This window comes from Roseovarius sp. (assembly GCF_965228755.1).
GTDB lineage: Bacteria > Pseudomonadota > Alphaproteobacteria > Rhodobacterales > Rhodobacteraceae > Roseovarius.
In genome coordinates this window covers 365658-387578 of the sequence record NZ_CBDDIG010000013.1, presented here as the reverse complement: position 1 = coordinate 387578, position 21921 = coordinate 365658, and the positions used below count along the sequence as shown (strand labels likewise).

Below are 21921 nucleotides of genomic sequence, written 5' to 3'. Positions count from 1 at the left end.
CGCCATGCAACGGCCAAGCACCGAACAGGTCTGGCACTGGCTGAACGAGATCCCCGACCCGGAGATCCCGGCGATCTCGCTCACCGATCTCGGCATCATCCGCGATGTCGCCTGGGCGGGTGACACCCTCACCGTCACCGTCACGCCCACCTATTCCGGCTGCCCCGCCACCTCGCTCATCAATTTCGAGATCGAGACCGCCCTGCGCGCCCACGGCATCGACAAGCTGACCCTCAAACGCCAGCTCAGCCCCGCCTGGACAACCGACTGGATGACCGAGGAAGGCCGCGCCAAGCTCGAAGCCTACGGCATCGCGCCCCCGCAGCCCGCGGGCGGCCCCAAGGCCTGCCCCCGCTGCCAAAGCGACAACCTCGAACGGCTCAGCCAGTTCGGCTCGACCCCCTGCAAGGCCCAGTGGCGCTGCCGCGACTGCCTTGAACCCTTCGACTACTTCAAGTGCATCTGAGAAACGCCATGTCCCGGTTCCACGATCTCGAAGTCACCGATATCCGCAAGACCATCCGCGACGCGGTGGTGGTGACCCTCAAGCCCGTCAATGGCGCGGCCGAGCATTTCGACTTCACCCAGGGCCAGTACCTCACATTCCGCCGTGATTTCGACGGCGAGGAACTCCGCCGCTCCTACTCGATCTGCGCCGGCAAGGAAGACGGCGTGCTTCAGGTCGGCATCAAGCGCGTCGACGGCGGCGCCTTCTCCACCTGGGCCAACGAAGACCTGCAACCGGGCGAGGTACTCCAGGCCATGCCCCCCATGGGCGGCTTCTTCACCAAACTCGACCCCGCCAACCGCAACCACTACCTCGGCTTCGCCGGCGGCTCGGGCATCACGCCCGTCCTGTCGATCATCAAGACCACGCTGGCGCAGGAGCCCCACTCCACCTTCACGCTGGTCTACGCCAACAAGGGCGTGAACACGATCATGTTCCGCGAGGAGCTCGACGACCTCAAGAACCTCCATCTCGGCCGCTTCAACGTGATCCACGTGCTGGAAACCGACGCGCAGGAAATCGACCTCTTCACCGGCCTCGTGACCGAAGAAAAATGCGCCCAGCTCTTCGCCTCGGGCTGGATCGACGCCGCCTCCATCGACACCGCCTTCATCTGCGGGCCCGAACCGATGATGCTCGGCATCGCCTCGGCCCTGCGCAAGGCCGGGCTCGACGACGCCAACATCAAGTTCGAGCTCTTCGCCTCCGCCCAGCCCGGCCGCCTCAAGCGCGCCGCCCTGCCCAAGTCCTCCGACACCAAGGCCGACACCACCACCGTCGCCGTCACCCTCGACGGCGCCACCCGCACCGTCACCGCCGACAAGGATCAGAGCATTCTCGAAGCCGCCCTCGCCAGCGACCTCGACGCGCCCTTCGCCTGCAAGGCCGGCGTCTGCTCCACCTGCCGCTGCCGGGTGATCGAGGGCGAGGTGGAAATGCTCACCAACCACGCGCTCGAGGATTACGAGGTCGAAAAGGGCTACGTGCTCTCCTGCCAGTCCTACGCCCTCACCGACCGCGTCACCGTCGACTACGACCAGTAGAGGAGGCCGCCCCATGGCCGAGGACATGCCCCTTTCCGACTACCTCGCACAAGGCGGCAAGCTGACCAGCCCGGCCAACGTGCCCCCGCGCTACCGCGCCGAGCTGCTCAAGATGATGGCCAGCTTCGTCGACAGCTCGCTTGCCGGTGCCGCGGGCTTCGCCGACCTCATCAACGCCGGCCCTGGCATCAAGGAACGCATCGCCGCCGCCCGCATCGTGCTGGAAAAGACCGACAACGCCGACCGCGTCCTGCGCATCATGGGCGAATTCGGCGCCGACACCGCCCGCTACGCCAACCACCACCCCTGGACGACCCGGCTGGACCGCGACGCCGATATCGGCACCACAAGGGGCGAGCACGACATGCGCCTCTCGGTCCTCAACTACCCGATCGAGGGCTGGGCCGACGCGGTGGTGATGAACCTCCTGATGGGCCGCGCCGTGGTGGTCCAAATGGGCGAGATGATCCACGTGTCCTACCAGCCCCTGGCTGAGGCCTTCCGCACCATCCTGCCCGTCGAAACCCACCACGCCGAACTCGCCCGCGAAGGCGTCGACCGCCTCCTCGAGACGCAGGACAAACCCACCCTTCAGGCGTCGGTCGACTACTGGTGGCCCCGCGTGGCGGCCTCCTTCGGCACCACCAGCTCGCAGAAATTCGACGCACTGAAAGCCATGGGCCTCCGCCACACCCCCAACGCCGACCTCCGCGCAACCTGGGAAACCGAGACCGGCCAACAGCTCGAGGGATTAGGGCTGACCCCGGCGCGCGACTAGGCCGCGACAGCTCCGAGGCCGTATGAGGTCTTCTCGCCGCGCCACCCCGTCCGGCGAAGGAACTGCTCCCAGGTCAAGGCATCGGGATCCACCCGCCGGCTCCATTGAAGGTCGCGGTCTTCGCTGAAATAGCCGTATTCCACGGCGTATTCGACCATCCCGAGAATCTCCAGGACAAGCAGCTCATTCGCCGCGAACTCCGGGAAATGCTGCAAAAGGCCGCCTCGGGTATAGGCATTGCGATACTCCGCCCGGATCCCGGTCACGGCCTCGAAGGTCTCAACCATCTCGCGCGGCGAGAGGATGTCGCCGACAATCGGCAATGTCCGGTTGGTGTACTGGCCGGGATTCGAGAAGATCTCCAGGATCGCCGGCCCCGTCGCCGTGAGCGGGTCGACGAAAGGCGCCCGGAAATCCTCGGGAAGGTAGATCGGCAGCAGAAGCGTGTCGCCGTCCATCCGGGGAACGTAGTACTCGAGCAGATTGGTATAGAAGAAGCTGAGCATGATGAACGTGTGAGGCACGTTCAGGCCGCGGATATGGTCTGCTACCCGGCCCTTGTCGGTGAAATGAGGCACGTATTTGCGCCCCCCGGTGCGCCTGTCGGCATGTTCGAGCGTGCTGAACACGATATGCTGCACGCCGGCCTCGACCGCCGCATCCGCCAGCAGGACGCCAAGGGGCGCCTCGTGGGTGTCGGGCGGTGCGATCGTGGGCGTCATGAGGAAAGCGCCGTCCGCCCCTGCCATTGCCGAGACGAACTGCGCCTTCCGGCCCATGTCCAGCGGCACGGCGACAACTTCGGCACCCAGCCCGGCCAGCGCCAGGGCCTCTGGCGTATCGGTCCGGCGCGTCAGCGCGCGCACCCCGAACCGGTTGCTGGCCAGAAGGCTCTTCGCGGCGCTGCGTCCCTGCTTGCTGGTCGCCCCGGCGATCACGATCAGTGGTTTCTCGGTCATAGACATGTCGGATTTCCCTTGTTTGGGTTTGATCTCGTCCGCGATGTCCGGCCGGGCCTCACATCGGTTGGCCGGGCCGGTGATCACCGCTCCCGTCAGAGTTAGCCTTGCGCAGTCTATTGCGCTATACTGTGATAATGCATAAGGCTCTTCCGAATTATGGATAGATCAACCGTAACGCTCGACAGGATTCGCACTTTCGTCCGCGTGGCCGAACGCGGCAGCCTGTCCGCCGTCGCCCGCGAGATCGGCGCCGGGCAATCCACCATCACCCGGCAGCTCAACGAACTCGAGGAGGCCGTGGGCGTGCCCCTGCTCACCCGCACGACCCGGCGCGTGGCCCTGACCGACGAGGGGCAGCGCTACTATGCCAACTGCCTCAACATCCTGCGCCTTGTGGAGCAGGCGAACGACGAAGCCGTCACCGACCGCAGCGCGCCGGCAGGCAACATCCGGATCTCCTGCACCTCCGCTTTCGGCATTCTGCACGTCAGCCGGCTTCTCTTCGACTTCCAGGATCTCTACCCTGCGATCGGCCTCGATTTCAGCCTGACGGACGCGCGCGTCGATCTCGTAAGGGAAGGGGTCGATATCGCCATGCGCCTGGGCCCGCTCGATGACAGCGCGATGAAACTGCATGCGCTGGGGATGTCCCGGCGTATCCTGGTCGCCGCGCCATCCTACCTGCGCAAGGTTGCCCGGCCCGAGACGCCCGAAGACCTCGCCCGGCTCGAAACGATCCGCATGACCAACGTGGCCGGAAGCGACTCGCTCGAACTCACGGGGGCGAAGGACGACAGGCAGGTGGCCAGGCTCTCGGGCATGTTCCGGGTCGATCACGGCCTCGCCGCGCGGCAGGCGCTGCTCGCAGGTCGCGGCATCGGGCCGGCGCATATGTGGCTGGTCGACGACCTGATCCGCAGCGGCGAGCTCGAGGTCCTCCTGCCGGATTACGCGCTGCCGCCCGTGCCGCTCAGCATGCTGATCGTCCCCGAGCGGAGCGGCATCACCCGCGTAAGGCTGCTCGTCGATTTCCTTGCCGAACGAGTCCGCGACATTCCGGGGATCGAATAACCCCGGGCCCTCGCGCCACCGGTATCGCCCGTCCAGAAGCGGGCCGCGAGAAAAACACCGACAAAATACCGACGTTATACCGACGCGATACCGACGTCGGAATTCCCGCCCGATCTACTCTCTGCCCCACAACGCCCACATCGCCAGCATCGGCTTGTCGCCCGTCCGCATGGCATGGGAAATCCCCGGCTCGTTATACAGCGATCCGCCCACGCCCGGCGCGAACCAGCCGCTGTCGCCATGCCGGAATTCTCCTTCGCTCAGAACGAGATAGGTCTCCTCCGGCGGGTGGTTGTGATCGGGATAGCGCACGTGCGGCGCCAGCAGCGACACGCCCAGCCACACGTCCGACCGCCGCTCGATCCCGCCGGGGCCGACGATCATCGCGTTGGCATGGCCGTCGTTGATATTCTCGCTCGCGGTCGACATGTCCCCACCCCGCGTCCGCCATTCCAGCCGCGGCTCGATATCCCCGAAGGCCTTGATAACACGGTGCAAATCCGGCTCGTCAAATCGCTCCGGCGCGGCCATCTCGTCCAGCAGCGCACAGACCGGCAACCGCCCGGCCGCCGTCTCCGCCATCTCCCCGGTCTCCGCCAGCGCCGCCCGGATCTTCGCCAGCGAGGCCTGCGCCCTCGGATGGTCCGCATGCGCCTCGAACGCATCGAGACTGGCATCGAGGAAGCTCTGCAATTCGTCCGGCCGGTCCGCCATGGCGCTCTCCCAAAGGGCAGGTTGGAAACCCGTTCACCCTTCGATGATTGCGCCCCGGCGTCAACCCCGCCTCAGACGCCCCGCACCCCGTTCAGGGTCAGGTCGGCCACCACCCGCGCGTAATCCTCCCGCGCCTCGGGCCCGGCGCCGCTGTTCCACATGAAATACCAGTTCAGCATCCCGAACACCGACATCGTCACCGACCGCAGCTTCGCCCCGTCCCGGCCCAGCGCCTCTGGCGCCACGCCCTTCAGAACCTCGCCCACATAGACCACCATCTCCCGCTGGTAGCCCCGCAGCACCGTCTGCTGCTCGGCCGGCAGGCGCCCCACGCCATTGACCTGCACCCGGTGCTCGTGATCCGAGCCCTGGTAGGCCAGCAGCACCTCGCGCACCACGGCCCGCACCCGATCCTCCGGGCTCAGACCCTCCAGCGCGATGCCGCAGACCCGATCCCGCAAGCCCCGCAGGTAAGTCTCGAGAATATCGTAGAGAATCGCGTCCTTGCCGTCATAGTAGTGATAGATATTCGCCTTCGAGATCCCGCAATCCCGCGCCAGCTGGGTCATCGACGCCCGGTCGAACCCCTCGGTCGCGAACACCTTCGCGGCCGAGGCCAGGATCTGCGCCCGCTTCTCGTCGTGGTCCTTGGCGATCGTCCGGGCCAAACCTTATCCCTTCGCCCGGTTGTCGACCACGCGCTGCGCCTTGCCCTGCGAGCGGGCCACGTCACCGGGCTCGCCCACGATCACCTCCGCCGACACGCCCACCACGTCCTTGATATGCTTGGTCAGCATCCGTGCCGCGGCGCTCTTGCTGGCCTCGTCGGCGGCCTTCGGATCGGCCTCCACGAAGACCCGCATCGCATCCATCCGGCCCGCCTTGTAGAGCTCGATCTGGAAATGCGGCGCAAGGCCACCCGTGGCCATCACCTGCTCCTCGATCTGCGTCGGGAAGACGTTGACCCCGCGCAGGATGATCATGTCGTCCGACCGACCCGTAATCTTCTCCATCCGCCGCATGCTGCGGGCCGTCCCGGGCAAAAGCCGCGTCAGGTCGCGCGTCCGGTACCGGATCATCGGGAGGCCCTCCTTGGTCAGCGTGGTGAAGACCAGTTCGCCCATCTCGCCATCCTCGACCACCTCGCCGGTCTCGGGGTTGATGATCTCGGGAAAGAAATGATCCTCCCAGATATGCAGCCCGTCCTTGGTCTCGACGCATTCATTGGCCACGCCCGGCCCCATGATCTCGGAAAGCCCGTAGATGTCGACGGCATGCATGTCGAACGCCTCCTCCACCTCGGACCGCATCGCATTGGTCCACGGCTCGGCGCCGAAGATACCCACCTCCAGCGAGCTCTCCCGCGGGTCCAGCCCCGCCTTGTGGAACTGCTCGAGAATGTTGAGCATGTAGGACGGCGTCACCATGATCGTGGTCGGCTTGAAATCGTCGATCAGCGTCACCTGCCGCTCGGTCATCCCGCCCGAGACCGGCACCACGGTACAGCCCAGCCGCTCGGCCCCGTAATGCGCGCCAAGGCCCCCGGTGAAGAGCCCGTAGCCATAGGCCACATGCACGATATCCCCGCGCCACGTGCCACTCGCCCGCATCGACCGGGCCACCATGTCGGCCCACATGTCGATATCGTTCCGCGTATAACCCACCACCGTCGGCTTGCCCGTCGTGCCCGACGACGCATGCACCCGCACGATCTTCTCCCGCGGCACGGCGAACAGGCCGAACGGGTAGTTGTCCCGCAGGTCGGCCTTGTTGGTGAACGGAAACTTCGCCAGGTCGCTCAACGACTTGAGGTCATCCGGATGCACCCCCGCCGCATCGAACCGTTTCCGATACATCGGCACGTTCTCATAGGCATGGCGCAGCGACCATTTCAGCCGGTCAAGCTGCAACCCGCGGATCTCGTCGATCGAGGCCACCTCGATCGCATCGAGGCTCGATTTCTCCGGCGTCAGGTCCTTCATCGCGTCCTCCCTCGCGTTATTCGTCGAACAGGGTGCCGCTGATCGTCCGGGAAAAGCCCCGGAACTCGGCGATCTTGCGGCCATCCTGGTTGGTCACGGTCACGTCGTAGATACCGCTGCGCCCCGACAGGTCGGTCTCTTCCGCCTCCGCCGTCAGCACATCGCCCGCCATCCCCGGCGCGAGGTAGCTGATGACGTTGTGCTGGGCCACGGTCGACTGGTTGCGGCTGTTGCAGGCAAAGGCAAAGGCGCTGTCGGCCAGCGTGAAGGTCACGCCGCCATGGCACATGCCGTGCCCGTTGCAATGTTCCGGCGCCACGGTCATCCGCATCACGGCGCGGCCCTCGTCGACCTCGACGATCTCCATGCCGAACCACTGGCTGGCCCGGTCGCCCTTCCACATCGCCTCGGCCGACCTCTCGGCCCGTTCCTTGGGCGTCATGGTCATTCCCCCTTGAAGACCGGCGCGCGCTTGCCAAGGAAGGCCGACACCCCCTCGGCATAATCCGCGCTCTCGCCACAGCGTTTCATCGCCTCCGCCTCGCGCTCGAGGTGCTCGTCGAGCGTATTGGCCGCGGCCGCGTGTATGCACGCCTTGGTCTCGGCAAAGCCCAGCGTCGGCCCCTCCGCGAACCGCTGCGCATAACCCCGCGCCTCTTCCATCAGGCCCTCGTCCGGCAGCGCCTTCCAGATCAGCCCCCAATCCTCGGCCTTCTGCGCGGTGATCGGCTCGGCGGTGAAGGCCAGCCCCTTCGCCCGCGCCTCGCCAATCAGATGCGACAGGTGCCAGCTTCCGCCGGTGTCGGGGATCAGCCCAACCTTGGCAAAGGACTGGATGAACTTGGCACTTTCCGCCGCCAGCACGAAATCGCAGGCCAGCGTCAGGTTCGCCCCCGCCCCCGCCGCCACGCCGTTCACGGCACAGATCACCGGACACTCCAGCGACCGGATCAGCCGCACCAGCGGCGCCCACAATTCGCGCACCGTCTTGCCGAGGTCCGGCGGCCCGTCCATCTTCGACGGGTCGCGATCGCCAAGATCCTGACCGGCGCAAAAGCCACGGCCCGCCCCGGTCAGCAGCACCGCGCGTTTGCCGTCGTCCCGCGCCGCCTCCAGCGCGGCCCGAAGCGCCTTGTGCATCTCCTCGGTAAAGCTGTTCATCCGGTCGGGGCGGTTGAGGGTAATCTCGACCCAGCCCCCATGATCCTCCACCAGAATCGTCTCGCTCATGCCGCTGCCTCCCCGCGTGTTTCCAAATCGCATCTTGCATAAACCGACCGGTTGGTCAATAAATAACCGATCGTCGATTCCGACGCCCCGCACCCGGATGGAAGGAGCGCCCAGATGACCCTCATGAACGTCAAAAGCTACGCGGCCGGCGAATGGATCGCGCCCGACGATTCGGCGCGCGAGATCGAAAGCGCCATCACCGGACAGGTCATCGCCCGCGCCGGAACAAGCGCCCTCGACCCGCAGGCCATGCTCGACCACGCCCGCAGCAAGGGCGGCCCCGCCCTCCGCAAGCTCACCTTCCACGACCGCGCCCGCATGCTCAAGGCGCTGGCCCAGCACCTGACCGAGCACAAGCAGGCGCTCTACGACATCTCCTACGACACCGGCGCCACCAAGCGCGACCACGCCTTCGACATCGACGGCGGCATCGGCACCATGTTCGTCTTCGCCTCCAAGGGCCGCCGCGAAATGCCCGACGGGCATGTCCTGCCCGATGGCGGGCTCGAAGACCTCTCCCGCTCCGGTAGCTTCCTGGGCCAGCATATCTGCACCCCCCTCCTCGGCACCGCCATCCACATCAACGCCTTCAACTTCCCTGTCTGGGGGATGCTGGAAAAGCTGGCGCCGACGCTCCTCGCCGGCATGCCCGCCATCGTCAAACCCGCCACCGCCACCTGCTACGTCACCGAGGCCTGCGTGCGCCTGATGCTCGAGGCCGACATCCTGCCCGAAGGCGCGCTGCAACTCGTCTCGGGCGGTATCGGCGACATGCTCGACCGGCTCGACTGCCAGGACGTGGTCGGCTTCACCGGCTCCGCCGCCACCGCCACCAAGCTGCGCGGCAATCCGAACCTCGTGCAGAACTCCACCCGCTTCATGGCCGAGCAGGACAGCCTCAACGCTTCCATCCTCGGCCCCGATGCCGAGCCTGGCACGCCCGAGTTCGATCTCTTCATCAAGGAGGCGGTCAGCGAGATCACCACCAAGGCGGGCCAGAAATGCACCGCCACCCGCCGCATCCTCGCCCCCGAAACACATGTCGACGCGGTGATCGAGGCGCTCTCCGCCAAGCTCTCCAAATCCGTCACCGGCGACCCACGGCTCGAAGACACCCGCATGGGCGCCCTCGTCTCGGCCGACCAGAAACGCGACGTGCTGGAAAAGCTCGATATCCTCGGCGCCGAGGCCAGCCGTGTCTTCGGCGACCCCGACGATTTCACCATCAACGGCGATGACGCCCAGACCGGTGCCTTCCTGCCCCCGATGCTCTACCACTGCACCGACCCCGACCGCGCCCGGCGCATCCACGACACCGAAGCCTTCGGGCCGGTCTCCACCATCATGGGCTACCGCGACATCGACCACGCAGTAGAGCTCGCCAATCGCGGCGGCGGGTCGCTCGTCACCTCGCTGGTCACCCACGACCCCGCCACCGCGCGCGAGGTCACGCTCGGCACCGCCGCCTATCACGGCCGCCTCTACATCAACGACCGAACCTCGATGAAGGAAAGCACCGGCCACGGTTCGCCCATGCCGCACATGGTCCATGGCGGCCCCGGCCGCGCGGGCGGCGGCGAGGAGCTCGGCGGCATCCGTGGCGTGAAACACTACATGCAGCGCACCGCCATCCAGGGCTCGCCCGACATGCTCACCGCCATCACCGGCACGTGGATCCCCGGCTCCGAGGAAACCGAACGCCCGGCCCACCCCTTCACCCGCAAGTTCACCGAGCTCGACATCGGCGACACGCTCCACACCCCCGCCCGCACCGTCACGCTGGAAGATATCGAGACCTTCGCCCATTTCACCGGCGACACCTTCTATGCCCACATGGATGACGAGGCGGCGAAGCGGAACCCGTTCTTCCCCGGCCGCGTGGCCCATGGCTACCTGCTCATCTCCTTCGCCGCCGGCCTGTTCGTCGAACCGAACGAGGGGCCGGTGCTGGCCAATACCGGGCTCGACAACCTGCGTTTCATGAAGCCGGTCGAAGCGGGCGACGCCATCAAGGTCCGGCTGATCGTCAAGGCCAAGACCCCGCGCACCCCCGACTATGGCGAGGTTCGCTGGCAGGTCACCCTGACCAATCACGATGACGAGAAGGTCGCGGAATATGAGCTTCTGACCATGAACGCCACTTGAGGCACGCCCGGCGCCTGCCTATACTGTGTATATGCAAACGCCTGACACGGAACGAAAAATCCAACGCCTCGCCGACTGCGGCCCGCTCAAGGCCTGGTCGGTGATCGTCTCCGTGCTGGGCGATTTCTGCCTTGCCCGGCACGACAGCATCTCGGGCCGCGACCTCAACGCCCTGATCGAGCGGATCGGGCTCACCGCGCCCACCATGCGCGTGGCCCTCCACCGCCTGAAACGCGATGGCTGGATCCAGACCGAGAAGAAGGGGCGCGACGCCGCCTACCGCCTGTCGGCCATGGGCTGGCGTGAAACCCAGGCCGTGCGCGACCGGATCTATGCCACCGGCCAGCCGCCCGCCGGGCCGGCCCGGATGATCCTCGCCCCGCCCAGCGTCACCGCCGCCGATTTCACCTCCGTCCTGCCGAAAACCGCCGCCGCCCTCGCGCCGCGCACCGCCATCCTCGCCGGTCCGGCCACGGGGCTGCCGCCGGATTACTGGATCACCCCACTCACCCCCGGCACCGCGCCGGCCTGGGTGGCCGACGCCGTCGCCGCCCCCGAACTCCGGCAGGATTACGCCCGGCTCAGCACGGCGGTCACCGACATCCTTGCCGCCACCCCGCCGCACGATGCCCTGACACTCAGCGCGGTCCGCATCCTCACGCTGCACCACTGGCGCCGCCTCCGCCTGCGCCATGACGACCTGCCCGATATCCTGCTCGGCGACGATTGGGAAGGCGCCCGCGCCCGCCAGGTCGTCATGACCGCCCTCGACCGCTTCCCCCGGCCCTCACCGGGCGACCTCGCAGCCTGAGCCACCCCGACCCCCAGCCAAAACCAAGGGGTCCCGGCTCAAAGGCCGGGACGGGCACGGCACAAAACCACCCGCCCCGGGCCTGACCCGGGGCCTCGCCCCATCACGCGACCCAGGTCAAGCCAGGCTCGGCAGCCAAAGCACGATCCACGGAAACGCCACCAGCAACCCGATCGTCACCGCGTCGGCGATGAAGAACGGCGTCACCCCCTTGAACACGTCCTGCACGCTCAAATCGGGCCGCACCCCGGCCACGACGAAACAGTTCAGCCCGATCGGCGGCGTGATCAGGCAGAACTCCGCCATCTTCACCACCAGGATCCCGAACCAGATCGCGCACATCGTCCCGCTCATGCCGAAGGTGCTGTCGGCTGCCGACACCATTTCGCCCCCGTTGAGCGCCATCACCGCCGGATAGACCACGGGCAGCGTCAGCAGCAGCATCCCGATCGCGTCCATGAACATCCCCAGCACCGCATAGGCAAGCAGGATGCACACCAGGATCAGCATCGGCGACACGGTCAGCGAGGTGATCCAGTCGGAGAACGCCCCCGGCAGGTCGGCAAACCCGAGGAACCGCACGTAGATCAGCACGCCCCAGATGATGGTAAAGATCATCACCGTCAGCTTCGCGGTCTCGATCAGCGCCGATTTCAGCTCCTTCCACCGCATCCCCCGGTACAGCGCCATCAGGAAGACGATGAACGCCCCCACCGCGCCGCCCTCGGTCGGCGTGCCCCAGGCATCGCCGAACGGGTTGTAGACGAAGAAGATGATGATCACGACCACCGCCACGATCGGCAGGGCGGGCGGCAGCGACGCGAAGCGCTCGCGCCAGGTGAACCCCGTCACCGGCGGGCCGACCGATTTGAACAACACCGCGATGCCGACGATCAGCACGGCATAAATGATCGCCGAGAACGCGCCGGGAATGAACCCCGCCAGCAGCAGCTTGCCCACGTCCTGCTCGACGATGATGGCATAGATCACCAGGATCGCCGACGGCGGAATAAGGCTCGCCAGCGTCCCGCCCGCGGCCACCACGCCGGCGGCAAAGGGCTTGTTGTACCCGATCTTCAGCATCTCGGGGATGGCGATCCTTGCGAACACTGCCGCCGTCGCCACCGATGCGCCCGACACCGCGGCGAACCCGGCCGTGGCGAACACCGTCGACACCGCCAGCCCGCCGGGCAGCCACGCGATCCACCGCTTCGCCGCCTCGAACATCGCCCGCGTCAGCCCGGCGTAATAGGCGAGATAGCCGATCAGGATGAAAGTCGGGATCAGGCTCAGCGCATGGGCCGACACCTTGGAATGCGGCACCTGGCCCGCGGTCTTCGTCGCCACCGTCAGCGCCCAGGTGAAATCCTCGCCGGCGAAATCCTTCTTCGACCAGAAGATCACCACCAGCCCGACGAATCCGGCCAGTGCCGCGGCAAAGGCCACGCGCATCCCCAGCACCACCATCACCAGCATGGCGCCAGTGACCCAGAGGCCGATCTCAATGCTGTCCATCAGTCATGCCCCTCAAGCTGGTCGGCTTCCTGCGCCGCCTGTTCCGCCACCGACTGGATCAGCGGCACCGACACCGGCCGCTCGAGCCCCAGAACGAAGGCCCGGCCATAGGCCCATATCTGGATCAGCAGCCGCAGGCACAGCACCGAGAACGCCACCGGCACCAGTATCTTCGAGGGCCAGACCGGCAGCCCGATGTCAATCGTGCTGTCCCGGCTCCACAACGGGCGCGAGAAATCGAAACTCCGGTCGAAATGCGCCCAGCTTCCCCAGATCAGCCCGACGATCAGCAGCAGGATCAGCACCACCGACAACAGCTCCGCCGCCCACAGAACCCGGCCCTTCAACTGACCGATCACGATATCCATCCGGATATGCCCGCCATCGCGCTGCACATAGGCGATCCCCATGAACGCAATGAGCGGCATCAGCATCTCGATCCAGTCGACATAGCCCGCCATCGGCGTGCCGAAGAATTTCCGCCCGCCCACCGAATAGGCGGCCAGGAACATGAGCGAGAACACCGCGATCCCGCTCAGCAGCGCGAAGAACCGTTCCAGCTTCGCAAGGTGCCGGTCCAGCCGGCTCAGCAGGCTGCCGTCTTCCAGCACGGTCGATGCACCGGCCATGGTCCCTCCCCGTTCCGATATGTCCGGAATCGAATGGGCCGCCCGGGTCAGCCGGACGGCCCGAAGTCACGCGATCAGTTCGACGCCTTCGCCTCTTCCAGCGTCGAGCTCACGAGGTCGTACAGCTCCTGCCCCGGCAGGCCCTGGCCCTCAATATCCTCGATCCACTGCTGGCGGATCGGGTCGGCGGCCTTCTCGCGGAACGCGGCCAGCTCCTCCTCGGAGATCGTCACCTTCTCGACCTCCTTCTCGGCCAGAACCTCGTCCCAGCGCTTCAGCAGCTCGGCATAGTTGGCAAGGTAATGGTCGATCGCCTCCGGCACCGAGCTGTCGAGCGCCTCACGCTCGGCATCCGACAGGCCCTCGTAGGCGTCGATATTCACCACCACCGGGCAGTTCACCGTGCCGGGGTTGAGGTTCGCCGTCCACCAGTCAGCCTGGTTGATCGTGCCGAAGGACAGGTGCGCGTGCTGGGCAAACGCCACGGTATCGACCACACCCGACTCCATCGCCTGGTAGGCCTCCGTCGCGGTCACCGAGGTCGGCACCGCGCCCACGGCCTCGAACGCCTCGCCAAGCCCGCCGGTGGCGCGCACCCGCATGCCCTCGAAATCCTCGAGGGAATCGCGCGGCTCGCCGGTGCCGACGATGTTGTACTGCGGCATGGGCGAGGTCATCAGCAGCTTCGCGTTCCACTGCGCCATCTCCTCCTGCACCGCCGGGTGATCATAGACGGCATGGCTCACGGCGACTTCCTGGTCGAGGTTCTCGACGCCCAGGAACGGCAGCTCCAGCACGGTGATCAGCCGGTTCTTGTCGGGGTGATACCCGGCACAGAACTGCGCCATCTCGAAGGCGCCGATGGAAATCCCGTCAAGGTTCTCGCGGTTCTTCGACAACCCGCCATAGCTCACGTTCATGGTGAATTCGCCATCGGTCTTCTCGGCCACCAGCTCGGCCAGCTTCTCGATGTGCTCGGTAAAGGCACGGCGCTTGCCCCAGACCGACACGTTCCATTCGGTCGCCACGGCTTCGCCCGCGAATACCAGCCCGAGCGCGGTGGTCAGGCCAAGTCCCAGAAGTCTTTGCATGTTATGTCCTCCCAAAAGACGCGTTTTGTTGTTGTGGCCGCCAGCATAAAGACCACACGCCTCATGCCAACCTGAAATTCGCCCCCGCCCGGATCACCGCAGATGCGGCGCGAACTCCGCCCGCAGCCGGTCGAGCTTTGGGTCGATATACCGCGTGCAGAACGGCCCGCCCGCCTGTTTTTCATGGTAGTTTCGGAACCGCTCCTCCGACGCCCGGAACGCGGCCAACGGCAGAACCCGCGTCACCAGCGGCCGGTCGAACCCCGCCTGCAACCGGTCAAGGCTGTCGCGCACGGCCGCCCCTTGCGCCGCATCCGTCACATAGACGGCGCTCCGGTACTTGCCCCGCATGGAATGATCGCTCGTGCTGGCATGGGTCCGCAGATGCACCTCGATCAGCACCTCGCGGTCAATCTCGCCCGGGTCGAACCCCAGCCGCACCGCCTCCGACCAGCCATCGTCGGGCGGCTCCGACCGGATGAAGCCCTGCTCCACCCGGCCGACACCTCTCAAGGCGGCAAAGACGGCCTCGGTGCACCAGTGGCACCCGCCACCAAAGCCGATAACCTCGACCGCCAGCGCCTACTCCGCCGCCGCCCGCTTGGGCAGCACCCAGTCGGCGCGCGGGAAATGGCAGGTATAGCCGTTGGGAATCCGCTCCAGGTAATCCTGGTGCTCGGGCTCGGCTTCCCAGAAATCGCCCACCGGCTCGACCTCGGTCACCACCTTGCCGGGCCACAGGCCGCTGGCCTCGACATCGGCGATGGTCTCCAGCGCCACCTGCTGCTGCATCGCGTCGACATAGTAGATCGCCGAGCGGTACGACATGCCCACGTCATTGCCCTGCCGGTTCACCGTCGTCGGGTCGTGGATCTGGAAGAAGAACTCCAAGAGCTCGCGATAGGTGATCCTCTCGGGATCGTAGATGATCTCGATCCCCTCGGCATGGGTGCCGTGATTGCGATAGGTGGCATCGGGCACGTCGCCCCCGGTGTATCCCACGCGGGTGCTTTTCACGCCCGGAAGCTTGCGGATCAGGTCCTGCATGCCCCAGAAACAGCCGCCTGCCAGAACGGCGCGTTGATCAGACATCTAAACGTCCTCCAATTGGTTCAGGTAATCGCCATAGCCCTCGGCCTCCATGTCGTCGCGATGGATGAACCGCAGGGCGGCGGAATTGATGCAATAGCGCAGCCCGCCCCGGTCGCGCGGCCCGTCGTTGAAGACATGGCCCAGGTGGCTGTCGCCGTGTTTCGACCGCACCTCGGTGCGCACCATGCCAAGGCTTTCGTCCCGATGCTCGGTCACGTAGGCGGGTACGATCGGCTTGGTGAAGCTCGGCCAGCCGCAGCCCGACTCGAACTTGTCCGACGAGGCGAACAGCGGCTCGCCCGAGACGATATCGACATAGATCCCCGGCTGCTTGTGATCGTTGTACTCGCCGGTGAACGGCCGTTCCGTCCCGGCCCTCTGGGTGATCCGGAATTGTTCCGGCGTCAGCTTCTCGATCGCTTCCTTCGACCTTTCGTATCCCATCCGGCGGTTCCCCTTTCGCGTTCTGCCTTGGCGCATCACATGGCGCCATTGAAGACAATTGCAAAGGCACGCTCACCAACTTGTCAAATCACGTCTGGTGAAACACCCCGCCCCGCGGGCCCGGCACCACCCGCCCCGGGCCTGACCCGGGGCCCCGCACCCGTCACTCCGCCGCGCTTTGCCGTACGACCGCCTCGGCCCCGCCGGCGCTTTCCCACCAGTCGCCCAGCGCGTCGATCAGCGGCACCAGCCGCCGGCCGTCCTCCGTCAGGTCATACTCCACCCGCAGCGGATAGCCGCCATACTCCGTCCGCCGGATGATCCCCGCCTGCTCCAGCTTCCGCAATTCCTGCGTCAGCATCTTGTGCGAAATCGTCGGGTTGTCGCGCCGCAGCTCGCCGAACCGCTTGGTCCCCTCCTGCAGGTAATAGATCAGCAGCGTCGGCCAGCGCCCGCTCAGAACCTGCATCACTTCCTCGATCGGGCATCGGGACACCAGGGTCTTCATCGCTCTCTCCCGGTTACCAAAAGGTGCGTAATTTACGGGCCCCGGCAGATCGCTATGGTCCGCCCCAGCTGCGCAGCGTGACCAAACCCGATCACGGAGAACACAATGGAACCTGTCCTGTTATACGGCTTCCCCTCGGGAAGCTCCATGGGTCTTGTCGCCTGCCTCGAATGGCTGGGCAAACCCTACCGCCTCTGCCGCGTCGACATGTTCGGCGAGATGCGCGAACCGGCCTACAAGCGCCTCAACTCCCGCGTCGAAACCCCGGCGCTGATCACCGACACCGGCGCGGTGCTGACCGAGACCATGGCCATCGCCCTCTGGCTCTCGGCCCGCGACACCGACCGGCGGATCAGCTTCGATCCCCTGTCGCCCCAGGCCGACCGGATGCATCAGCTCATGGCCTTCCTCAACACCGGCTTCACCGGCGCCTTCTCCCCGGTCTGGGCGGCGATGGAGATGGACAACCCCGACCCGGTGGTAAAGGCCACGCTGCACGACTGGGGGCGCGAGGCCGTGCTCGAACGCCACGACCGGCTGGAAGAGATGATCGGCGACACCGATTTCCTCGTCGCCGATCACCCCACGCTGGCCGACGGCGTGCTGATCGGCGTGGCCCGCTGGCTCGATTTCCACGCGCTGGCCGAGGCGTCCCGCTGGCCGAAACTCGCCGCCCTGCGCGCCCGGATCGAGGCGACGCCGGCCGTCACCTACGCCACCGCCATCGAGGAGGGCGCCACGCCCACCGGCACCGGCGCCTGTCTCGGGCATGTCGCGCTGTCCGAGGTGATCGACCGCCACGGCAGCTGATCCGTGACAGGAAAAACCCGGCGCCCGAAAACCTCGGGCGCCGGGCCGGGAGAAACGCCCCGGCCACGGCCGGGGGCGCCAGTCGCCTCACATGTTCCCGCGCGACAACTCGCCCGCGATGTGATCCGCCTGCCGGATCGCCAGCGCCACGATGGTCAGCGTCGGGTTCTCCGCCGCGCCGGTCGTGAACTGCGACCCGTCCGAGATGAACAGGTTCTCGATGTCATGCGTGCGGCCCCACTTGTTCACCACCCCGTCCCTCGGATTTTCCGACATCCGGTTGGTGCCAAGGTTGTGGGTCGACGGGTAGGGCGGCGTCGGGAAGGTGCGCGTCGCGCCCACCGCCTCGTACACCGCCTTGCCCCGGGCATAGGCATGGTTGCGCATCGCCACGTCGTTGGGGTGATCGTCGAAATGCACGTTCGCCACCGGCAGCCCGAACTGGTCCGTCACGTCATGGTTCAGCGTCACGCGGTTCGTTTCCTGCGGCATGTCTTCGCCGACGATCCACATGCCGGCCATATTCTCGTAGGAATCCAGCGCCGTGGTGAACTCGCGCCCCCACCCGCCGGGGTCGAGGAACGCCGCCATGAACGGCAGCCCCAGCGCCAGCGTCTCAAGCTCGTAACCGCCCACGAAACCGCGGCTCGGGTCGTGCTTCGCCTCGTCCTGGATGATCCCGGCCATGGTCGTCCCGCGCCACATCTTCACCGGCTCTTCGAAGGTGGCATAGACCGACCCGGTCATGTGCCGCATGTAGTTGCGCCCCACCTGCCCCGAGCTGTTGGCCAGCCCGTCGGGAAACATCGCACTCGCCGAATTCAGCAGCACCCGCGGGCTCTCGAACGAGTTGCCGGCCAGGCAGACAACCCGCGCCATCTGCTTGTGCTCGTTCCCTTCCGCATCGGCATAGACCACGCCGTTCACCCGGCCATCCTCGCCGTGCTCGATCCGCAGCACGTGCGCCTTCTCGCGCACCTCCAGGTTGCCCGTCGCCTCGCCGCGCGGAATGTCCGTGTAGGCCGCCGACCACTTGGCACCCCACTTGCAGCCCTGGAAACAGAAACCGGTCTGCTGGCACGCCATCCGGCCGTCATACTCGGCGCTGTTGATCGCCATCCGCCCGGTATGCACCTCCGAATAGCCCACCGCCTTTGCCCCGGCCTCGAACACCTTGAAGTTGTTGTTCCCCGGCAAGCCCTCCCGGCCCCCGGTGCGGGTGACGCCAAGCTTGGCCTCGGCCTTCTCGTACCACGGCGCCATTTCCTCGCCGTCGATCGGCCAGTCGAGCAGGTTCGCGCCCTGCACCTCGCCGTAATTGGTCTTCGCCTTCCACTCGTGTTCCTGGAAGCGAAGCGAGGCGCCGGCCCAGTGGGTCGTCGTGCCGCCCACGGCCTTCACGATCCACGCCGGCAGGCCCGAGAAATCCTTCGCCACCCGCCAGTCGCCGCTGGTCGTCCGCGGATCGGTCCAGGCGAGCTGGCCAAAGCTCTCCCACTCGTCGTTCACGTAATCCTCGGGCAGGTAACGCCCGCCCGCCTCCAGCGCCACGACCGAAACGCCCCTCTGGGCCAGCTCGTTCGCCAGAACCCCGCCGCCCGCGCCGGTGCCGATCACGACCACCACGTTGCTGTCCGTCTTGTCAAAAGGTGCAGCCATAGTCTTTCCTCCTCCGTCTGCTATGGCTCAAAGCCAGGTGATGTCGTCGAAGCCGCGGTGCATGTACCCGCCCTGGGAATAGGACTCGCCCTCGTAGCCAAAGAGCGGCCACACCGCCTTCTGGTTATAGAGACCGGTCACCAAACCGCCCCTGACCGTCTGGAAGAAGGCGCTGTCCTCGATCCCGCGCAGGATATCGACCCGGTCACGCTCCCACCCGACCGACAGGTAATCGGCAAAGCCCTTGCCCTGCGCCGCGGCGTTCAGCCCGGCGATCCCGGCCTCGATGGCCGGCGCGGCCTCCTCGCTGTCATAGCCCTTGACCGCGATGGCGTAATACTCGTCCCCCACGTGGTCATGCGGATAGATATCGCGCGCCATCTGGATCAGCGTCGCCATCGTCTCCGGCTTCAGGGCGGCGGTCTCCATCGCCCATGCCGCGTCGGCGCTGGCCACATAGCCCCCGCCCACCACGAAACTCGCGCCCGCGGCCATGCTGCGCGACAGAAGCTCGCGCCGCGTCAATCCGCGTTGCTGGCTGTTGTCTTTCATTGTCGTCTCCTCCCTACGTCGACGTCTTCTCTTGAATTACTTGAACCGCCCGCCTCTCTGCAGAACCTCGATCTCGTAGCCGTCCGGGTCGGCCACGAAGAAGAACTTCGCCACCACCTCGCCATCCGGCGCGAACTCCACCATTTTCCGGGGGTTGAGACCTTCCGCCTCGAACCGGGCATGCTCCGCCGCCAGGTCCTCCACCAGCACGGCAAGATGCCCGTATCCGTCGCCCAGGTCATAGGGCTCCGTCCGGCCCTTGTTGACCGTCAGCTCCACCTCGAACGGGCTTTCCCCGTTGCTCATGTAAACAAGGGTGAATTTCTCGAAATCCAGCCGATCCGCGACCTCGAGCCCGAAGGCCCGCCGGTAGAAATCAACCGAGCGTGCCTCGTCGAGCACCCGGATCATGCTGTGAATGGCCTTCGCCATGCCTGTCCTCCGAACTTGTGTCTTGTCCGGAACAGGGTATCAGGCCGCGATCGCGGCCGGGTAGTAAGGGGTTACTACACCGCCGCCGCGCTCATTCCGCGGCGATCCGCGCCCCCTCGGCCTTGGGCGGCATCTCGCGATAGACAAGGCAGGTACAGCGCAGCAGCGCGGTGAAATTCTTCGATTCCCCGTGCAGCTCCAGCACCTCGTCATGCAGCTTCGACACGAAGCCCGGCGTCGTCAGCCCCTCTCCCTCGGCGATCTCGTCGAGAATCGCCCAGAAGGAATGCTCCAGCCTGATGCTGGTGCTCTGGCCGTTCAGCCGCATGCGGCGGGTTTCGAGCTGGTAACGTTCCGGGTCCTGCCCGGCGAATATCTGGCACATATCGACTCCTCCCTCTCGGCGCAGTGCGCGAAACGGGATCAGGATGCACGGCGCCGGGAACCGGGGCGGCAAACACGCCTCCCCTTCCGAAAGGATGGAAGGCAATGCCGGATTTTGCAAATCAAATCGCATGATCCCTCGCCACGTCCCCCGCGCCCCGCAGGCTGACCACCGCCAGCCCCAGCGTGACGGCCACCAGCCCCGCCGCCACCGCGAAGCTTGCCGAGAACGCCCGCGCGACCTGCTCCGCCGGGGCGCCCGCCGCATCGCCCGTGCCCAGCACGAAGGCGAACAGCGCCGGCATCACCGACGCCCCGGTCATCAGCCCGAGGTTCCGCGCCAGCCCCAGCAGGCCCGATAGCCGCCCCCGCTCTGCCGGCGCGGCACGCGCCAAAACGCCCGTGTTGTTCGCCGCAAGGAACATCTGGAACGACGGCGTCAGCAGGATCAGCGCCGCCACGTATCCGCTCACGCCGAACACGCGCGGCAGGAACGCCAGGCACAGAAGGCCCACCACCATCTGCCCCAGCCCAATCCGCAACACCCGCGCCGCGCCCAGCCGGTCGGTCAGCCGCCCCGCCGGCACGCCCGCCAGCGTCGCCACCGCGGGCCCCACCGCCATCACCAGCCCCACCAGCGCCGCGTTCAGCCCCAGCCCGAAGGCAAGATGGAACGGCCCCACCACCAGCGTCGCCATCATCACCGTGCCCACCGCCACATGCATGATCACTGCGGCCCCCGTCCTGCGGTCCGCCAAAAGCTCCAGCGGCACCAGCGGCGCGGCGGCGCGCCGCTCGATCCCCGCGAACACCGCCAGCGCGACGACCGCCAAGGCCAGCAGCACGGCGGGCGACAGCGCCAGCCCCGCCCCGCTCGTCGCCAGCGCATAGGCCGACAACGCCACCATCAGGACGGCGGTCCCCGGCAAGTCCAGCGCCCGCAGCGTAACCCCCGCCCGGCCCGGCACCCGCTCGATCCCGGCAAGGCAAAGAAGAAGCGAAACCGCCCCGCACCCCGCCAGCGCCCAGAATGCCATCCGCCAGTCGCCCCACGCCAGCAGCACACCGCCCAGCGAGGGGCCCAGCGCGGTGCCGGCGGCCGAGGTTGTGGCGATCAGCCCCATCGCCGCGCCCAGCCGCGTCTCCGGCACAAGGTCACGCGCCAGCGACATCGGCAGCGCGATCAGTATCGCCCCGCCGAACCCCTGCAGCGCCCGCCCGGCGATCAGCAGGCCGAAGCCCGGCGCCACGGCGCACAGGCCCGAGGCCGCGATGAACAGCACCAGCCCCGCCAGCAGAACCCGCCTGTGGCCGAACAGGTCGCCCAGCCGCCCGGCCGACACCACGGCCACGGTGATCGACATCAGGTAGGCCAGAACCACCCATTGCACCGCCGTCACCGTCACCCCGATCTCTTGGCTCAGTGTCGGCAGCAGCACCGAGGCGATGCTGATCCCCAGCGACGCGGTCAGCGTCGCGGCGGCCAGCGCGATCATCAGCGGCAGGGTCTCGGGCGTGGTGGTCGGTTCGGCGGTTTTCGGTTCGGTCATGGCAGGACTCG

25 protein-coding genes are annotated in these 21921 nt (G+C 66.7%); 7 read left to right on the top strand and 18 right to left on the bottom strand.

Annotated elements, in window-relative coordinates; all coding sequences use genetic code 11:
- The first annotated feature begins 4 nt into the window (after nt 1-4).
- From paaD to ACO07J_RS20225, 3 genes are read left to right on the top strand one after another with little or no spacing between them, the layout of a single operon-like run.
- Nucleotides 5-466, top strand: a complete 462-nt coding sequence (gene paaD / locus ACO07J_RS20235; protein WP_422032315.1) for a 1,2-phenylacetyl-CoA epoxidase subunit PaaD — start codon at nt 5-7, stop codon at nt 464-466.
- Between the two features lie 8 nt (nt 467-474).
- Entirely contained in the window at nt 475-1551 is a 1077-nt protein-coding gene (locus ACO07J_RS20230; protein WP_422032313.1) for a 2Fe-2S iron-sulfur cluster-binding protein, read from the top strand.
- A 13-nt stretch (nt 1552-1564) separates the two neighbouring features.
- A complete protein-coding gene (locus ACO07J_RS20225; RefSeq protein ID WP_422032311.1) occupies nt 1565-2329 on the top strand; it encodes a Phenylacetic acid catabolic protein in 765 nt (254 codons plus the stop codon).
- On the opposite strand, the gene ACO07J_RS20220 is transcribed toward ACO07J_RS20225, so the two are convergent.
- Nucleotides 2326-3294, bottom strand: coding sequence for an NmrA/HSCARG family protein (locus ACO07J_RS20220; protein ID WP_422032309.1), 969 nt, complete (start codon nt 3292-3294; stop codon nt 2326-2328). The genes ACO07J_RS20225 and ACO07J_RS20220 overlap by 4 nt on opposite strands.
- 153 nt (nt 3295-3447) lie before the next feature.
- On the opposite strand from ACO07J_RS20220, the gene ACO07J_RS20215 reads away from it, so the two are divergent.
- Entirely contained in the window at nt 3448-4362 is a 915-nt protein-coding gene (locus ACO07J_RS20215; protein ID WP_422032307.1) for a LysR family transcriptional regulator, read from the top strand.
- Between the two features lie 114 nt (nt 4363-4476).
- Here ACO07J_RS20215 and ACO07J_RS20210 read toward each other — a convergent pair whose 3' ends face one another.
- From ACO07J_RS20210 to paaG, 5 genes are all read right to left on the bottom strand, one after another.
- Nucleotides 4477-5076: a dimethylsulfonioproprionate lyase family protein gene (locus ACO07J_RS20210; protein WP_422032305.1), complete on the bottom strand. Its 600-nt coding sequence runs from the start codon at nt 5074-5076 to the stop codon at nt 4477-4479.
- 71 nt (nt 5077-5147) lie between these two features.
- Complete coding sequence (locus ACO07J_RS20205; protein WP_350123492.1) at nt 5148-5744, bottom strand: TetR/AcrR family transcriptional regulator; 597 nt, start codon at nt 5742-5744, stop codon at nt 5148-5150.
- A 3-nt stretch (nt 5745-5747) separates the two neighbouring features.
- Complete coding sequence (gene paaK / locus ACO07J_RS20200) at nt 5748-7058, bottom strand: phenylacetate--CoA ligase PaaK (protein WP_422032302.1); 1311 nt, start codon at nt 7056-7058, stop codon at nt 5748-5750.
- Nucleotides 7059-7074: 16 nt separating this feature from the next.
- The gene (gene paaI, locus ACO07J_RS20195; RefSeq protein ID WP_422033470.1) at nt 7075-7500 is read right to left on the bottom strand and encodes a hydroxyphenylacetyl-CoA thioesterase PaaI; all 426 of its coding nucleotides are present in this window, start codon (nt 7498-7500) and stop codon (nt 7075-7077) included.
- Nucleotides 7501-7502: 2 nt separating this feature from the next.
- On the bottom strand, nt 7503-8288 hold the full coding sequence (gene paaG, locus ACO07J_RS20190) for a 2-(1,2-epoxy-1,2-dihydrophenyl)acetyl-CoA isomerase PaaG (RefSeq protein WP_422032300.1): 786 nt from the start codon (nt 8286-8288) through the stop codon (nt 7503-7505).
- 114 nt (nt 8289-8402) lie between these two features.
- On the opposite strand from paaG, the gene paaZ reads away from it, so the two are divergent.
- A complete protein-coding gene (paaZ, locus tag ACO07J_RS20185) occupies nt 8403-10433 on the top strand; it encodes a phenylacetic acid degradation bifunctional protein PaaZ (RefSeq protein WP_422032298.1) in 2031 nt (676 codons plus the stop codon).
- Between the two features lie 31 nt (nt 10434-10464).
- Nucleotides 10465-11244: a PaaX family transcriptional regulator C-terminal domain-containing protein gene (locus ACO07J_RS20180; protein ID WP_422032297.1), complete on the top strand. Its 780-nt coding sequence runs from the start codon at nt 10465-10467 to the stop codon at nt 11242-11244.
- A 117-nt stretch (nt 11245-11361) separates the two neighbouring features.
- Here ACO07J_RS20180 and ACO07J_RS20175 read toward each other — a convergent pair whose 3' ends face one another.
- The 7 genes from ACO07J_RS20175 to ACO07J_RS20145 all read right to left on the bottom strand — a co-directional run bounded on the left by ACO07J_RS20175 (nt 11362) and on the right by ACO07J_RS20145 (nt 16523).
- Nucleotides 11362-12759, bottom strand: coding sequence for a TRAP transporter large permease (locus tag ACO07J_RS20175; protein WP_422032295.1), 1398 nt, complete (start codon nt 12757-12759; stop codon nt 11362-11364).
- Entirely contained in the window at nt 12759-13388 is a 630-nt protein-coding gene (locus ACO07J_RS20170; RefSeq protein WP_422032293.1) for a TRAP transporter small permease subunit, read from the bottom strand. Before ACO07J_RS20170 ends, ACO07J_RS20175 begins: the two co-directional genes overlap by 1 nt.
- A 74-nt stretch (nt 13389-13462) precedes the next feature.
- Nucleotides 13463-14479, bottom strand: a complete 1017-nt coding sequence (locus tag ACO07J_RS20165) for a C4-dicarboxylate TRAP transporter substrate-binding protein (RefSeq protein WP_422032291.1) — start codon at nt 14477-14479, stop codon at nt 13463-13465.
- A 93-nt stretch (nt 14480-14572) separates the two neighbouring features.
- On the bottom strand, nt 14573-15043 hold the full coding sequence (locus tag ACO07J_RS20160) for a peptide-methionine (S)-S-oxide reductase (protein ID WP_422033468.1): 471 nt from the start codon (nt 15041-15043) through the stop codon (nt 14573-14575).
- An 18-nt stretch (nt 15044-15061) separates the two neighbouring features.
- Nucleotides 15062-15571 (bottom strand): peptide-methionine (S)-S-oxide reductase MsrA, encoded by a 510-nt coding sequence (msrA, locus tag ACO07J_RS20155; protein ID WP_422032289.1) that lies wholly within the window; start codon nt 15569-15571, stop codon nt 15062-15064.
- Nucleotides 15572-16015 carry a peptide-methionine (R)-S-oxide reductase MsrB gene (gene msrB / locus ACO07J_RS20150; RefSeq protein WP_422032287.1) on the bottom strand — a complete coding sequence of 148 codons (444 nt, stop codon included), beginning with the start codon at nt 16013-16015 and terminating at the stop codon, nt 15572-15574.
- 163 nt (nt 16016-16178) lie between these two features.
- Nucleotides 16179-16523: a winged helix-turn-helix transcriptional regulator gene (locus tag ACO07J_RS20145; protein WP_422032285.1), complete on the bottom strand. Its 345-nt coding sequence runs from the start codon at nt 16521-16523 to the stop codon at nt 16179-16181.
- 105 nt (nt 16524-16628) lie between these two features.
- On the opposite strand from ACO07J_RS20145, the gene ACO07J_RS20140 reads away from it, so the two are divergent.
- Entirely contained in the window at nt 16629-17333 is a 705-nt protein-coding gene (locus tag ACO07J_RS20140; protein WP_422032283.1) for a glutathione S-transferase family protein, read from the top strand.
- 87 nt (nt 17334-17420) lie between these two features.
- Here ACO07J_RS20140 and ACO07J_RS20135 read toward each other — a convergent pair whose 3' ends face one another.
- The 5 genes from ACO07J_RS20135 to ACO07J_RS20115 all read right to left on the bottom strand — a co-directional run bounded on the left by ACO07J_RS20135 (nt 17421) and on the right by ACO07J_RS20115 (nt 21910).
- Nucleotides 17421-18992 carry a GMC family oxidoreductase gene (locus ACO07J_RS20135; RefSeq protein ID WP_422032281.1) on the bottom strand — a complete coding sequence of 524 codons (1572 nt, stop codon included), beginning with the start codon at nt 18990-18992 and terminating at the stop codon, nt 17421-17423.
- A 27-nt stretch (nt 18993-19019) separates the two neighbouring features.
- On the bottom strand, nt 19020-19544 hold the full coding sequence (locus tag ACO07J_RS20130) for a Twin-arginine translocation pathway signal (RefSeq protein ID WP_422032279.1): 525 nt from the start codon (nt 19542-19544) through the stop codon (nt 19020-19022).
- A 36-nt stretch (nt 19545-19580) separates the two neighbouring features.
- A complete protein-coding gene (locus ACO07J_RS20125; protein WP_300891704.1) occupies nt 19581-19976 on the bottom strand; it encodes a VOC family protein in 396 nt (131 codons plus the stop codon).
- A 91-nt stretch (nt 19977-20067) separates the two neighbouring features.
- Nucleotides 20068-20361, bottom strand: coding sequence for a ribbon-helix-helix domain-containing protein (locus ACO07J_RS20120; RefSeq protein WP_422032277.1), 294 nt, complete (start codon nt 20359-20361; stop codon nt 20068-20070).
- Between the two features lie 121 nt (nt 20362-20482).
- A complete protein-coding gene (locus ACO07J_RS20115) occupies nt 20483-21910 on the bottom strand; it encodes an MFS transporter (protein ID WP_422032275.1) in 1428 nt (475 codons plus the stop codon).
- Nucleotides 21911-21921 lie beyond the last annotated feature (11 nt).